Here is a 12,137-nt window from a genome sequence, read left to right on the forward strand (position 1 = left end):
GTTGCAATGAGAATCATTCGCAAGAAGCCGATCAGGCTTCGGCGATGCGCCGCTGCATGGCGATCCGGCGGGCGCGTCGGCGCAGCCACATCACCACGCCGGTGACGCCCAGGACCGCCGGCGCGATCCCGCCGACGAAGATGATCGTCTGCCAGACGATCCCCATGCCCGCGCCGTCGTGAATCTTGCGCATCCAGCGCGACAGCGGGTCGGGGCCGCCCTCGGGGCTTCCGCCGGGGCCGCCCCGGGCGGCCTTTACCCGGCCCGTGGCGTCGACCACCTGCACCGTGCGCGGTTCCTTCGCGCCTGGCGCCTTCACCTGGACGCGCCAGGCCGGCTCCTTCCCCTTGGTGGGCGTGCTGACGCTGATCACGGGCGCGCCGGGCGCCTCGGCCCGGGCCGCGGCCACCGCCTGGGCCAGGGTGAGGTTCGGCGCCTCGATCGGCGGGGCGAAACGGCCCCCCGGTCCCGCCGGGCCGCCGGGACGGGGCGCGGGCTGCTCGATCCCGAACAGCGCCCGGCTGGTCTGCGGGAACGAGATGTAGACGCCGGTCAGCGACAGCACCGCGAGCGGCAGGCAGATCCAGAAGCCCAGCATGTGGTGCAGGTTGAACATCGTCGATGGGCCGCGGCGCCAGCGCAGCGCCTTCAGGAAGGCCCCGTTCCTCGGCCACCACAGCCAAAGGCCGGTGGCGCAGCTCACGAACATGGCCCAGCCCAGCCAGCCCACCACCTTGCGGCCCACCTCGGGGATGAACAGCGTGCCGTGGGCCCGGTGCATGATCTGGGTGAAGCCCTTGGCGGTCTCGCCGGTCGCCAGCACCCTGGCCGTTGGCGGGTCGATCCAGGCGTTCAGCGTGCGCGGCCGCCCGCCCGGCCCCATCATGCGGCCGACGGCCACCACGGGGTCGCCGCGCTCCTGCGGCAGGCGCACCTGGGTCAGCATCGCCCGCCCCGCGAAGGCGGTCTCGGCGGCCCTGGCGTAGGCCTCGACGGGCAGGGCGGCGTCCGGCCCGCTCACCGCGTAGCGTTCGGCATAGAGCAGCCGGTCCACCTGGTCGTGCCAGACGAGGACCGATCCCGTCACGCTGAGCGGGATGAGCAGGACCATGAGGCCCACGCCGATCCAGAGGTGGACGTCCAGCCAGAGGCGGCGCAGCCGCGCCATGGGCGTCTGGGTCATGAGGTCGATCATCCCGCCAAGCTCGGCCACGCGGCCGCGCCACTGTGCTAATGCGACCTATTCGCAAAAATCAAGGGAAAGACTGCGCAACCGGTCCGCCGTCGAGACAGTTGTCCTCTCAGAAGCAACCGGGACCACGTCCATGACCGGCGCCGCAGACGCATTCAGGCCCTTCCTCTGGCTCGCCGCCATCGGCTTCCTGGTGGGCTTCCTGAGCTATCTCGCCCTCGGCCGACCGGCCGCTGCGGCGCCCGAGGCGCGGACGCAGGCCTGGGACGCCGCCTCGGCGCCAGTATCGGCCGAGTGGAACACGCCCAAGTACATCTAGCGGGAGCCTATCCGCCGCGGGCGACGAAGTGGCCGTTGCGGAATCCCTTGTCGGCCTTGCCATAGAGGAACGGCTCGCCGTCCGGCGTGGTCAGCCGCCCGCCCGCGCGCAGGAGCACCGCGTGGCCGGCGGCGATGTCCCATTCCATGGTGGGGCCGTGGCGCGGATAGATGTCGGCGGCGCCCTCGGCGATCCGGCAGAGCTTGATGGACGAATCCATCCCCTCGGCGCGCGCGAAGCCGTAGCGGTCGCGCAGGTAGCCGACCTCGTCGGCCTTGGCGGTCAGGCTGGTGAGCGCCAGGGCGTCGCCCTCGGGCCAGGGCCGCACATGGACGGGCGCGGCCTCTCCACCACCCGTCCGCTTCAGGGTCGCCTCGCCCTTGGTGAACCAGGTCTCGCCGGTGGGCGGGCAGCAGACGGCGCCGGCCACGGGACGACCGTCCTCGATCAGGCCGATGTTGACGGTGAAGTGGGCGTCGCCGCGCACGAAGGCCTTGGTGCCGTCCAGGGGGTCCACCAGGAAGAACACCGGGCCGATGGCGTCGGGCGTCCCGAACTCGCTCGCGTCCTCTTCCGAGACCACGGGGATTCCGGGGAACCGCTCGGCCAGCCGCGCCAGGATCAGGGCCTCGCCCCGCCGGTCGGCCTCCGTCACCGGGCTCTCGTCCGACTTGCGGTCGACCGCCAGTCCCGAACGCCACAGGGGCAGGATGAGCGCGGCCGCGGCCTCGCAGATCTCGGCGAGCGCCTCGCCCACGTCGGTGTCGGTCAGTCTCAAATCGCCCTCAGATTCCTCGGGGGTCGTCGCCCACGAACACCAGCCGGACCACGGTGGCGTCGATCACCTGCTTGCCGGCGTTCTCGAAGTTGACGGTGACCTTGCGGCCCGCCACCGACTGCACCTGGCCCAGCCCCCAGTCCGCCTCGGTCGGGTGGCGGACGAGGACGCCGGGTTCCAGGAAAGGGTCCGAGAACGGCTCCATCGGGGCTCTCATAGATAGCCCGCCCGGTTTTCCAAAGGCTCAAATCACGCCAAGGTCGCGCGCCATGACCGATAGTTCCGAGGCTGTCCCGGCCGCCGTCCGCCCGGCGGAGCTCGCCGCCTTCCTGGCCGCGCGGATGTGCCATGACTTCATCAGCCCGGCGAGCGCCATCGTCTCGGGCCTCGATCTGCTCGACGATCCGTCCGCCCAGGACATGCGCGACGAGGCCATGGGCCTGATCGCCACCTCGGCCCGCAAGCTCGCCGACCTGCTGGCCTTCTGCCGCGTGGCGTTCGGCGCCTCGGCCTCGGCCGAGACCTTCGACGTGCGCGACCTGGAGAAGCTGGCCCGGGGCGTCTTCGGCCACATGCGCGCCGAACTGGAATGGACGGTCGAGACGCCCTCGGTGAACAAGCCCGCCGCGCGCGCCCTGCTCAACCTCGCCCAGATGGCCGGCGCGGCGCTGCCAACCGGCGGGACCGCACGCGTGCGCGCCGTGCAGGAAGGCGCCTCCATCGCGCTCGCCGTGGACGCCACGGGCCCGCGCGCCCGCCTGCGGCCCGAGGTGCTGAGCGGGCTGCAGGGCCAGCCGCTCGGCGAGGGGCTGCATGGCCATTGGGTCCAGGCCTACTACGTGCACCTGTTCGTCGCCGACGCCGGCGGGCGGGTGTTCGCCGACGTCAACGAAGACCGCATTGTCTTCGCCGCCACGCTGCCGGCCTGAATGCGGGATCGGGGCCAACCCGCCGTTAACCGTCTCACGCGACAAGTCGGCCAAGAACCCGCCGCGTGAGCAAGGAGGCCCCGCGCCCGTGAAGACCTGCCTGGTCGTCGACGACAGCCGCGTGATCCGCAAGGTCGCGCGCCGGATCCTGGAGGATCTCGGGTTCGACGTGGCCGAGGCGGGCGACGGCCTGGAGGCGCTGGCCTGGTGCGGCGCGATCATGCCCGACGCCGTGCTGCTCGACTGGCGGATGCCGGTGATGGACGGCCTGGAGTTCGTGCGACGCCTGCGCGCCGAGCCCGGCGGGGCGGCGCCCCGCGTCATCTTCTGTTCGGTGGAGAACGACCTCGACCGCATCCGAGAGGCGCTGGACGCCGGGGCCGACGAGTACATCATGAAGCCGTTCGACGGCGAGATCGTCGCCGGCAAGCTCGCCCATCTGGACCTTCACCCGAGCGCGGGCCTCGCCCTATGATCGCCCTGGAGCACCGCGAGTTCGTCGCCGCCCTCTGCGCCGCCCGCGCGGGCTTGCGGGTCGACCCCGACAGGGACTACCTCATCGAAAGCCGGCTCGGGCCGGTCGCGCGCCGGGAAGGCTTCGGCTCCCTGACCGAATTCCTGGACACCGTGCGCCGTCTCGACGAGCCGCGCCTCATCCAGGCCGCCGTCGAGGCCATGGCGCCATCCGAAAGCACCTTCTTCCGCGACCCGGCGGTGTTCGAGACGCTGGTGGGCGAGGTGCTGCCCGACCTCGTCCGGGCGTCGGGCGGCGCCGGCGTCCGGGCGTGGTGCGCCGCCTGCGGGACCGGGCAGGAAGTCTATTCCCTGGCCATGCGGCTGGCGGACGAGCCGGCGCTGGCCGGGCGCGTGGAACTGTTCGCCTCGGACCTCTCCGAGCGCAGCCTGGAGAAGGCCCAGGCCGGCCTCTATTCGCAGTTCGAGGTCCAACGGGGCCTGCCGGCCCGCCGGCTGGTCGACGGCTTCGAGAAGCAGGGGGAGCTGTTCGCGATCTCGCCCCGCATCCGCCAGATGATTCGCTGGCGCCGCGTGAACCTGATGGAGGACTTCAGCGTCCTCGGCCGCTTCGACCTGATCCTGTGCCGCAACGTGCTGGGCACCATGACCGGCGAGGCGCGCGAGCGGGCGATGGCCGGGCTGACCGGCGCGCTGACGCCGCGCGGCCGGCTCGTGCTGGGCCTTTCGGAGTCCGCCCAGGCCTGGCTCGACCCGGTCGATCCGGCCGCCGGGGTCCACGCGGCCCGGATCTCGGGAGCCGGGGGCTCGGCGGCCCGCTCCGCCGCCTGATCCCGGACATGCGGAAGCCCCGCCGCGGGTGCGACGGGGCTTCCGGGACGATCGCCGACGGGGCTAGTTCTTCGCGTCCTGGGCGGTCTCGGTCACGGCCTCGCCGGCCGACTTCATGTCCTGGCCGGCGCCGGCGACGGTGTTGCAGGCGGCGACCGCCATGCTGGCGGCGAGCGCCGCCATCAGAACAACCTTGCGCATATGGGGGTCTCCCGGGGTGATGAGATCAGGCGTCGCCGCAACGCCTAGGCCGCGGCCTGGTTCCCCCCCGCCTTGTTTCCGCGGCCTGGTCCCCCCCGGGCGGGCGTCGGAGGCCCGTCGGCGGCCGGGGTCGGGAAGACCAGCCGGGCGGTGACGCCGCCCGCCGGATTGCGCACCAGTTCCGCCCGTCCGCGAAGCTGACGCGCGAAGGCCGTCATCAGCGTGCGTCCGACGCCGGCGGCGGCCAGGGCGTTGTCAGGCGCGGAACCGTCGTCCGAAATCTCCAGTTCGGCCTCCTCGCCCCGCACGGTGAAGGCGACGGTCAGCACGCCGCCCCGTCCAAGGAACGCGTGCTTCTGGGCGTTGGTGATCGCCTCGACCGCGAACAGGGCCAGCGGCGCCAGCCGGTCGGGATCGATGACCAGCGGATCGACGGCGAGCTCCGTGCGGACGGCCGGCCCGTGGATCAGCTCGCCCGAGACGAGCTGGGCGGTCAGCTCCTCCAGGAACGGCCGCAGGTCCACCCGCTTCAGGTCGGGGCCCTGGTAGAGCGCGCGGTAGATGAGGGCCAGCGCCGTGATCCGCTGACGGGTGTCGCTCATGGCCGAGCGGGCGGCGGGATCGGCCAGCGACCGCTGCTGCATGTTGAGCAGGGACGAGATGACCTGCAGGTTGTTCTTCACCCGGTGGTGGATCTCGCGCATCAGCGCGTCCTTCTGGGCCAGGCTGTCGCGCAGGGAGGCGTCGCGGCCCACGATGGCGTCGGCCATGTCCTCCATGGTCTCGGCCAGCTCGCGGATCTCGGGCGGCATCCGTTCGGCCTGCACGGGACGCACGCTGAGCCGACCGCGGGCGTAGAGCGCGGCGATGCGCTGGAGGTAGGTGATCCAGCGCACCACCACCCGATCGGCGGCCACCGAGACGGCCGCGAGCGCCAGCGCGAAGGTGAGCAGCGGGAAGAGGAGACCGGTCAGCGGATTCAGCCAGGCCCACGAGAGGATGCCCGGCGACTGGGCCGAGAGCACCACATAGACCTCATCGCCCACCACCGGCGCGGCGGAATAGACCCGGCGGCGGCCCTCGGCGTCGCGGCCGTACCAGACGAGCGAGCCCTCGGCCTGCACCCTGGCCCGCCAGTCGCGGGGGAGGTTGGGGAAGGCGCCAGGCGCCGTGACGGTGATGTAGCGGCCGGTCTTCTCGACCAGGCCTACCTCGGCGCCCTTTGGCAGGGAGGGATCGCCCACCGAGGGCTGCAGGCTGGAGAGCGCGATGACCGCCACGAAGGCGCCGTCGAACCGGCCGTCGGCCGCCGTGGCGCGCGCCGCCGTCAGAACCGCGGGCTCGGGGGCGTAGGGCGAGCCGGGGTCGCGGGTGATGACGAGGGCGTCTCCCGCCCGGAGCCGGCTGAACCAGGGCCTAAGGGCCCGTTGCGGGTCGGCCGGGACCGAGCCCGCCGCGCAGACCACCCGCCCCTGACGGTCGAAGCGGATCAGGTTCAGGTAGCCGGGGATGCGGCTGGCCGCCTGCCCCAGGCGCTGGGCGCACTGGAACCCCACGGCCCCCGGCGCCAGCGTCTGCAGCAGGACGTCGGCGCTTTCCATCCGCGCGCGGGCGGTCGCCGCGCTGCGCTCGGCCGCGAAACCGAGGTTCTCGCGCAGCACGCGGCCTTCGCGCTGGAAGCCGATCACGGACTGCAGGGCGCCGAGCATCAGGACCGGCAGCAGCGCCGCCGCCAGGGCCGCCGTCAGGCGGACCCGGATGGTGCTCAACGACCCCCAGGGCAGGCTGGTCTTCAACGGCCCGGTTCCGTCCCTACCGGACGGTGCTTAGCCGTTCCGCATCCGCCAGGATAGAGCGCATGGCGTCGCCCGCGGCCGCGCCGTCGCGGTCGTACGCGCCCTCGTCCAGGATCGCGTGCAGCGCGCGCCGGGCCCGGCTCACCCGGCTCTTCACGGTGCCCACCGCGCAGCCGCAGATCTCGGCCGCCTCCTCGTAGGCGAAGCCCCCGGCGCCCACCAGGATCAGCGCTTCGCGCTGTTCCGGCGGCAGCATGGAAAGGCCCTGGCGCAACTCGTCGAGGGCGACCGGAGCCTCCGGATCGTCCACCGCCACCAGGGTCCGTTCGGCGGCCTCCTGGTCGAGCTGGCTCTGGCGCCACGACCGGCGCTTCTCGGAATAGAACTGGTTGCGAAGGATCATGAAGGTCCAGGCCTTCATGTTGGTGCCCATCTGGAAACTCTGGCGGGCGTCCCAGGCCTTCATCATGGCGTCCTGCGCCAGGTCGTCGGCCGCGGCGGGATCGCCGCAAAGCGTGCGGGCGAAGGCGCGCAGGTGCGGGATGAGCTGCACGAGCTCGCGCTTGAAGGCCTCGTCGTTGGCCGGAGAGGTTTCGGCGCGGACTCCCATCAGCCCTTCTCCGAGCTGCGCTCGTCGGCCCGCCGCAGGATCTCCAGGAACTCGTCCGGGACCTTCTCGTTGACCACTTCGTCGAACAACTGGCGCAGGCGGACGCCGATCGCCTGCTGGCGCAGGCGGGCTTCGTCCAGGGCCGCGGACGGCCGGCCACGATCCGGTGTGGGACGCTCTTCTATCATGTCGTCGGCGCTCCGCTCGTGCGGCGGCCGCCCCCTCTCTGGTTCCTTGTCGCCGTCCAACGTTTCAAATCCGCGTCAGGTTCCCGATCCGGAACCACAAGATGCGGAAAGCCGGTCCACAATGGAACCGGTTCCCAACGGACACGTTTCCGGAGCATCATGGCGCCAGGGCGGGGGCGAAGGCTCCTGCGCGGGGCTGCCGCTTTCCGATCCTTGAAAACGGGAGGGGTCACCTTTGAGTCTTCTAGCCCGACTGGCGCCGCATCTTCCCTATGTGCGCCGTTACGCCCGCGCACTGACGGGCGACCAGGCGACCGGCGATCATTACGTCCGCGTGGCGCTCGAGGCGCTGGCCGCGGGCGAGCGCGTGCTGGAAGCCGACATGACCCCGCGCGTGGCGCTCTACCATGTGTTCCACGCCATCTGGTGCACCTCGGGCGCCCAGCTCGAGGGGCCGCAGGAGGACGACGCCGTCGCCGACGACACCACTCGCCGGCTGATGCGCATCGCGCCGCGGTCGCGCCAGGCCTTCCTGCTCACCGCCCTTGAAGGCTTCACCCCGTCCGAGGCCGCCCAGATCCTGGACGCCGACTTCGCCGAGGTGGAGCGGCTGATCGCCGAGGCCCAGGCCGAGATCGACGCCGAGCTGGCCACCGACGTCCTCATCATCGAGGACGAGCCGGTCATCGCCGCCGACATCGAGGCGCTGGTGAAGGAGCTGGGCCATACGGTGGTCGACATCGCCGCCACCCGCACCGAGGCCGTGGACGCGGTCGCCCGCAAGACCCCCGGCCTCGTGCTGGCCGACATCCAGCTCGCTGACGGCTCGTCGGGCATCGACGCGGTGAAGGACATCCTCGCCCGCTACGACGTGCCGGTGATCTTCATCACGGCCTTCCCCGAACGCCTGCTCACCGGCGAGCGGCCCGAGCCCACGTTCCTGATCACCAAGCCCTTCCAGCCCGAGACGGTGAAGGCCGCCATCGGCCAGGCGCTGTTCTTCCATCCCCGGAAGGCGAGCAAGCGCGCCGCCTGACGCCCGGGCTGGGGTCGAACGACGGATCGAACGAAGAGGGCGCCGCTCCCGGCCGGAGCGGCGCCCTTTTTCCTGCCCGCGGGGGGATGGAGCGCCTAGGGCGTGGGCGAGGAGCCGCCGCCGGAAGGGGTCTTGCCGGCCGGCGCGATATGGTCGGGTGTGTCGTTCACCTGGCCCTCGACAGCCGACTGGATCGGGGCGGGCTCGGGCGCGCGGAACGCTTCGGCGGCGCTGGAGGGCCCGTTGTTCGAATTGGTGGAGGCCAGGTCGCCTGACCGCCAGGTCCAGGCCGCGAACAGGCCCAGGGCGGCCAGCAGCGTCCCGAACAGCAGCACCCAGAACACATGGCGGCCGAAGCGGCCCTGCCGGGCCCGGGTGGCTCCGAGGATCGGCCGCGTGGTCTCGCGCGTCGAGGACGCCATCGACATCTCCTTACTGGTGCGGGAAGTAGCTGAAGGGGCCAGTCTCTGGGCTCCGGGGGTCTTGTCCGCCGGCGGTGAGCGAGCCGATCAGGCCGCTGGCGAGCGCCAGCGCGAGCACGCCGCAGACCGCCGCGAGCCGGCGTCGCCCCGCCCGCCGGCGTGGGCTCGGCGTCTTCAGGAGCCGGGCGCCCTCGCGGGCCGCGAAGGAATTGCGCATGACGGGCCCTTTCCTCGCGGGCGCCTCGCGCGGCGTCCCGCCAGGGGCTCAAACGCCCGGCGCCTTGACCATGTTCCTCCGCGGGTGCGGCGCGGCGGGCCCGAAAAAAGTTGATCGCGCCTGGAACGCATCCAGGGCCCGTGTGTTTTAGGCCATGCGGAGGCGGCGACGCCCCCCCCCCGACTTGAGACTGGCGAGCATGCCAGTCTGCCGTCTCCGCACCCCTTTTCTCGATGATGCACCCCTGGGCGGGTCCGACAGGACCCGCCCCTTCTTTTCGGTTTTCGGGAGCGGGTCCGACAGGACCCGCCCATTCTTTTCGGTTTTCGGGACCACGCCCGTTTTCATCCCCATCGGCCCCTCCTGTCGGTCTTCGTCCGAACGGAAAAGGGCGGCCGGAGACCTCCGACCGCCCTCTGCGTCCTCACGGGGTGCGTGCGCCCGTCAGCGGGGCGTGCCATTCTCCCAGTAGTACCGGCCCGTGCCCGGGTCGTAGTAGTAGTACCGGCCGGCGCGCTCGTCGTAGTACTGGCGACGGTTGGCGGGCGCCGCGCCGCAGCCGCCGTCGTCGCGGCAGCCCTTCACCGCACCGGCCACGGCGCCGACGCCGGCGCCGACCGCCGCGCCGGTGCCCACGCCGACATCGCCGGACACCGCGCCGATGGCGGCGCCCGTCAAGGCGCCCAGCGCAGCTCCGCCGACGGCGTTGCGTTCCGTGTTCCCGGTGGCGGTGCAGGCCGCGGCCAGCAGGCCGGCGCCCGCCAGGGCGATCATAGGCTTGAGCATTCCTTGGCTCTCCTTCCGTGTCCCCCGCACACAAACGCATCTCAAGCTTGGCAGTTCCGCCCGAAACATGGCCGAAAACATGGCCGGAGCACGACCGGAACCAAGCGTGGGCGTGGTCGTTGCATCGCCGGATCGTTCCCGCGATCGCCCAAGGAGGGCTTGGCGATGGTTGCATATCCCGACGAAACGGACCTCGCGCGCCGAGACGCGACGCCAGCCGTGCGATCGACGAGGCATGATTTCGACAGCCACTCCAAACGACGGGACCGACGCGACTGACCGGCTCCGCTGACGCGCCTGCGAGGGGGACGAGGCCGCGCTTCCGGCGGGTCGAGGTCGTCGCCAATGTCGCATCCGGGAGCGTCGACGCCGACGCTCCGCAGGCGGCGAAGAAGATCTTCGCCGACTTCGGCGTGCCCGCGAACGTCTGCGCGCCGGCCACGGAAGAGCTGGGCGAGTGCCTGCGTCGCGCCGTGGACGCCGCGCCCGACCTGCTGGTCGTGCTGGCCGGGGACGGCACGGCCCGCGCCGCCGCCGAGATGTGCGGCCCCGACGGCCCGGTGGTGGCCCCGCTGCCCGGCGGCACCATGAACATGCTCCCCCACGCCATCTACGGCGCCCGGCCCTGGCAGGACGCCTTGACCATCGCGCTGGACCAGGGCGAGGAGCGGCTGATCGGCGGCGGCGAGGTCGAGGGCCACAAGTTCATGGTGGCCGCCATCCTGGGGTCGCCCGCCCTCTGGGCGCCGGCGCGGGAGGCCGCGCGCTACGGGCGGCGGCGGCTCGCCTGGGTGCGGGCCCGGCGGGCGCTCCGGCGCGCCTTCACCGGCCGCCTGCGCTACATCCTGGACAGCGCCCCGCGCGAGAAGGCCGAGGCGCTGGTCTTCATGTGCCCGGTGACGTCCCGGGCGCTGGCCGACGAGGAGCGGGCCCTCGAGGCCGCGGCCCTCAACGTCCGAGGGGCCGCCGACGCCTTCCGGCTGGGGATCAACGCCCTGGTCCGCGACTGGCGCGACGATCCGGCCGTGGAGAGCCGCCGCTGCCAGCTCGCCCGCGTCTGGTCGGCCCGGTCGATCCCGGCGGTGCTGGACGGCGAGTCGGTGCGCCTGAAGTCTCTCACCGAGGTCCGCTACGACCCGGCGGTGGCCCGCATCCTGTCGATCCCCCCAGACGTCCGCGCAGGGGACATGTGACCGTGACCATCCGCCTGGCGCACCTCTCCGACATCCACTTCGGGGGCGAGAACGAGGCCGCCGTGGCCGCCGCCGCCGAGCACCTGGCCGCCGGCCGCTTCGACCTCGTGGTCGTCTCGGGCGACCTCACCCGCTATGGCGAGGTCCGGGAGTTCGAGAAGGCCCGCGCCTGGCTCGACGCCCTGCCCGGGCAGCGCCTGGTCACGCCCGGCAACCACGACGCCCCCTATCTCGCCTGGGCCGAACGCCTCTTCGCCCCCTTCCGCCGCTTCGAGCGCTGGATCGGTCCGGCCCCGGCCCAGAGCTGGCTGGGCGGCGGCTTCGCGGTGCGCGGCGTCAACACCGCCCGGGGCGCCCAGCCCCGGCTCAACTGGTCCAAGGGCCAGATCTCGGGCGCCCAGGCCCGGGAGGCGGCCGCCTGGCTGGCCGGTCAGGCGGCGGACTGCGTGCGGATCGTGGTCGTCCACCACCCGCTGATCGAGATGCTGGGCGGGCCGATGACGGCCCGGGTCTGGGGCGGGGAGGCGGCGGCGGCGGCCTTCGCCGGGGCGCGCGTGGACCTGGTGCTCTCCGGGCACATCCACGCGCCCTTCGCCTGGCCCTACCCTTACGGCGACGGGCGCACCTATGCGGTGGGGGCGGGCACGCTGTCGGTGCGCGAGCGCGGCGCGCCGCCGGGCTTCAACGTGGTCGAGATCGAGGACGCCTGCTTCCGCGTCACCGCGCTGGCCTGGAAGGGCTCGCGCTACGAGCCCTTCCGGACCTGGTCGCTGGACCGCAGAACGCCGTCCTAGAGCACGATGGGTTCAGGCGGGATCGCCTGAACGCTGAATCGTGCTCTAGATTCAAAGGTGTAGAGCGCGTTCAAGCGGCGAAACCGCTTACACTTTCGCCTAACGCGCTCTAGCGCCTCGGCCTAGGGCATGGGCCCCACGCCCCGGCCGCGCACGACGTGCATGACGATCGAGACCAGGAACAGCACCAGGAAGACGAAGAACAGGATCTTGGCGATCGAGATCGCGGCGCCGGCCACCGTCGTGAAGCCGAGCACGCCCGCGATCAGCGCGACCACCAGGAAGGTGAGGGCCCAACCGAGCATGGGATGTCTCCAGCGCAGGCCGAAGCGCCTGCGGCAAGGCAACGCTCGATGGGGGCGGCCGTTCCG

Annotated in this window: 18 protein-coding genes; 7 read left to right on the top strand and 11 right to left on the bottom strand. The window is 72.2% G+C overall.

Annotated elements, in window-relative coordinates:
- Positions 1–31: 31 nt before the first annotated feature.
- Positions 32–1,213, bottom strand: a complete 1,182-nt coding sequence (locus tag ACK4TT_RS08570) for a PepSY-associated TM helix domain-containing protein (RefSeq protein ID WP_410212826.1) — start codon at positions 1,211–1,213, stop codon at positions 32–34.
- Between the two features lie 112 nt (positions 1,214–1,325).
- Here ACK4TT_RS08570 and ACK4TT_RS08575 point away from each other — a divergent pair, with 112 nt between their 5' ends.
- Positions 1,326–1,511 carry a hypothetical protein gene (locus ACK4TT_RS08575; protein ID WP_409638341.1) on the top strand — a complete coding sequence of 62 codons (186 nt, stop codon included), beginning with the start codon at positions 1,326–1,328 and terminating at the stop codon, positions 1,509–1,511.
- Between the two features lie 7 nt (positions 1,512–1,518).
- Here the strand turns inward: ACK4TT_RS08575 and cysQ are convergent, their stop codons facing one another.
- The gene (gene cysQ / locus ACK4TT_RS08580) at positions 1,519–2,289 is read right to left on the bottom strand and encodes a 3'(2'),5'-bisphosphate nucleotidase CysQ (protein ID WP_409638344.1); all 771 of its coding nucleotides are present in this window, start codon (positions 2,287–2,289) and stop codon (positions 1,519–1,521) included.
- A 7-nt stretch (positions 2,290–2,296) separates the two neighbouring features.
- Entirely contained in the window at positions 2,297–2,494 is a 198-nt protein-coding gene (locus ACK4TT_RS08585; RefSeq protein ID WP_409638347.1) for a DUF3553 domain-containing protein, read from the bottom strand.
- Between the two features lie 64 nt (positions 2,495–2,558).
- Between ACK4TT_RS08585 and chpT the strand changes: the two genes are divergently transcribed.
- From chpT to ACK4TT_RS08600, 3 genes are all read left to right on the top strand, one after another.
- Positions 2,559–3,218: a histidine phosphotransferase ChpT gene (gene chpT / locus ACK4TT_RS08590; RefSeq protein ID WP_409638350.1), complete on the top strand. Its 660-nt coding sequence runs from the start codon at positions 2,559–2,561 to the stop codon at positions 3,216–3,218.
- An 88-nt stretch (positions 3,219–3,306) separates the two neighbouring features.
- Positions 3,307–3,693, top strand: a complete 387-nt coding sequence (locus tag ACK4TT_RS08595; protein ID WP_410212827.1) for a PleD family two-component system response regulator — start codon at positions 3,307–3,309, stop codon at positions 3,691–3,693.
- On the top strand, positions 3,690–4,523 hold the full coding sequence (locus tag ACK4TT_RS08600; RefSeq protein WP_410212828.1) for a CheR family methyltransferase: 834 nt from the start codon (positions 3,690–3,692) through the stop codon (positions 4,521–4,523). Before ACK4TT_RS08595 ends, ACK4TT_RS08600 begins: the two co-directional genes overlap by 4 nt.
- Before the next feature lie 63 nt (positions 4,524–4,586).
- Here ACK4TT_RS08600 and ACK4TT_RS08605 read toward each other — a convergent pair whose 3' ends face one another.
- The 4 genes from ACK4TT_RS08605 to ACK4TT_RS08620 form a co-directional block, all read right to left on the bottom strand.
- Positions 4,587–4,724, bottom strand: coding sequence for an entericidin A/B family lipoprotein (locus tag ACK4TT_RS08605; protein WP_409638358.1), 138 nt, complete (start codon positions 4,722–4,724; stop codon positions 4,587–4,589).
- A 44-nt stretch (positions 4,725–4,768) separates the two neighbouring features.
- The gene (locus ACK4TT_RS08610; protein ID WP_409638479.1) at positions 4,769–6,433 is read right to left on the bottom strand and encodes a sensor histidine kinase; all 1,665 of its coding nucleotides are present in this window, start codon (positions 6,431–6,433) and stop codon (positions 4,769–4,771) included.
- A 103-nt stretch (positions 6,434–6,536) separates the two neighbouring features.
- Positions 6,537–7,130 carry a sigma-70 family RNA polymerase sigma factor gene (locus tag ACK4TT_RS08615; protein ID WP_409638361.1) on the bottom strand — a complete coding sequence of 198 codons (594 nt, stop codon included), beginning with the start codon at positions 7,128–7,130 and terminating at the stop codon, positions 6,537–6,539.
- Positions 7,130–7,318, bottom strand: a complete 189-nt coding sequence (locus tag ACK4TT_RS08620) for a NepR family anti-sigma factor (RefSeq protein ID WP_409638364.1) — start codon at positions 7,316–7,318, stop codon at positions 7,130–7,132. Before ACK4TT_RS08620 ends, ACK4TT_RS08615 begins: the two co-directional genes overlap by 1 nt.
- Positions 7,319–7,553: 235 nt before the next feature.
- On the opposite strand from ACK4TT_RS08620, the gene ACK4TT_RS08625 reads away from it, so the two are divergent.
- Positions 7,554–8,354: a response regulator gene (locus ACK4TT_RS08625; protein ID WP_409638367.1), complete on the top strand. Its 801-nt coding sequence runs from the start codon at positions 7,554–7,556 to the stop codon at positions 8,352–8,354.
- Positions 8,355–8,449: 95 nt separating this feature from the next.
- On the opposite strand, the gene ACK4TT_RS08630 is transcribed toward ACK4TT_RS08625, so the two are convergent.
- The 3 genes from ACK4TT_RS08630 to ACK4TT_RS08640 form a co-directional block, all read right to left on the bottom strand.
- Positions 8,450–8,776: a hypothetical protein gene (locus ACK4TT_RS08630; RefSeq protein ID WP_409638370.1), complete on the bottom strand. Its 327-nt coding sequence runs from the start codon at positions 8,774–8,776 to the stop codon at positions 8,450–8,452.
- Positions 8,777–8,786: 10 nt separating this feature from the next.
- Complete coding sequence (locus ACK4TT_RS08635) at positions 8,787–8,993, bottom strand: hypothetical protein (protein WP_409638372.1); 207 nt, start codon at positions 8,991–8,993, stop codon at positions 8,787–8,789.
- A gap of 444 nt (positions 8,994–9,437) precedes the next feature.
- A complete protein-coding gene (locus ACK4TT_RS08640; RefSeq protein WP_409638375.1) occupies positions 9,438–9,779 on the bottom strand; it encodes a YMGG-like glycine zipper-containing protein in 342 nt (113 codons plus the stop codon).
- A gap of 275 nt (positions 9,780–10,054) precedes the next feature.
- Here ACK4TT_RS08640 and ACK4TT_RS08645 point away from each other — a divergent pair, with 275 nt between their 5' ends.
- Both ACK4TT_RS08645 and ACK4TT_RS08650 read left to right on the top strand, forming a co-directional pair.
- A complete protein-coding gene (locus tag ACK4TT_RS08645) occupies positions 10,055–10,972 on the top strand; it encodes a diacylglycerol/lipid kinase family protein (RefSeq protein WP_409638482.1) in 918 nt (305 codons plus the stop codon).
- Between the two features lie 2 nt (positions 10,973–10,974).
- Positions 10,975–11,766: a metallophosphoesterase family protein gene (locus tag ACK4TT_RS08650; protein ID WP_409638378.1), complete on the top strand. Its 792-nt coding sequence runs from the start codon at positions 10,975–10,977 to the stop codon at positions 11,764–11,766.
- 122 nt (positions 11,767–11,888) lie between these two features.
- Here the strand turns inward: ACK4TT_RS08650 and ACK4TT_RS08655 are convergent, their stop codons facing one another.
- Positions 11,889–12,071 carry a DUF1328 domain-containing protein gene (locus ACK4TT_RS08655; protein WP_409638381.1) on the bottom strand — a complete coding sequence of 61 codons (183 nt, stop codon included), beginning with the start codon at positions 12,069–12,071 and terminating at the stop codon, positions 11,889–11,891.
- Between the last annotated feature and the right edge of the window lie 66 nt (positions 12,072–12,137).

The sequence above is a fragment of the Phenylobacterium sp. genome (assembly GCF_046463815.1).
Classification (GTDB): domain Bacteria; phylum Pseudomonadota; class Alphaproteobacteria; order Caulobacterales; family Caulobacteraceae; genus Phenylobacterium.

Excerpts from the sequence above, each read along its gene's own strand:
- ACK4TT_RS08575 (WP_409638341.1), top strand. The coding sequence starts at position 1,326 with ATGACCGGCGCCGCAGACGCATTCAGGCCCTTCCTCTGGCTCGCCGCC.
- ACK4TT_RS08585 (WP_409638347.1), bottom strand. The coding sequence starts at position 2,494 with ATGGAGCCGTTCTCGGACCCTTTCCTGGAACCCGGCGTCCTCGTCCGC.
- chpT (WP_409638350.1), top strand. The coding sequence starts at position 2,559 with ATGACCGATAGTTCCGAGGCTGTCCCGGCCGCCGTCCGCCCGGCGGAG.
- ACK4TT_RS08600 (WP_410212828.1), top strand. The coding sequence starts at position 3,690 with ATGATCGCCCTGGAGCACCGCGAGTTCGTCGCCGCCCTCTGCGCCGCC.
- ACK4TT_RS08605 (WP_409638358.1), bottom strand. The coding sequence starts at position 4,724 with ATGCGCAAGGTTGTTCTGATGGCGGCGCTCGCCGCCAGCATGGCGGTC.
- ACK4TT_RS08610 (WP_409638479.1), bottom strand. The coding sequence starts at position 6,433 with ATGCTCGGCGCCCTGCAGTCCGTGATCGGCTTCCAGCGCGAAGGCCGC.
- ACK4TT_RS08615 (WP_409638361.1), bottom strand. The coding sequence starts at position 7,130 with ATGGGAGTCCGCGCCGAAACCTCTCCGGCCAACGACGAGGCCTTCAAG.
- ACK4TT_RS08620 (WP_409638364.1), bottom strand. The coding sequence starts at position 7,318 with ATGATAGAAGAGCGTCCCACACCGGATCGTGGCCGGCCGTCCGCGGCC.
- ACK4TT_RS08630 (WP_409638370.1), bottom strand. The coding sequence starts at position 8,776 with ATGGCGTCCTCGACGCGCGAGACCACGCGGCCGATCCTCGGAGCCACC.
- ACK4TT_RS08635 (WP_409638372.1), bottom strand. The coding sequence starts at position 8,993 with ATGCGCAATTCCTTCGCGGCCCGCGAGGGCGCCCGGCTCCTGAAGACG.
- ACK4TT_RS08640 (WP_409638375.1), bottom strand. The coding sequence starts at position 9,779 with ATGCTCAAGCCTATGATCGCCCTGGCGGGCGCCGGCCTGCTGGCCGCG.
- ACK4TT_RS08655 (WP_409638381.1), bottom strand. The coding sequence starts at position 12,071 with ATGCTCGGTTGGGCCCTCACCTTCCTGGTGGTCGCGCTGATCGCGGGC.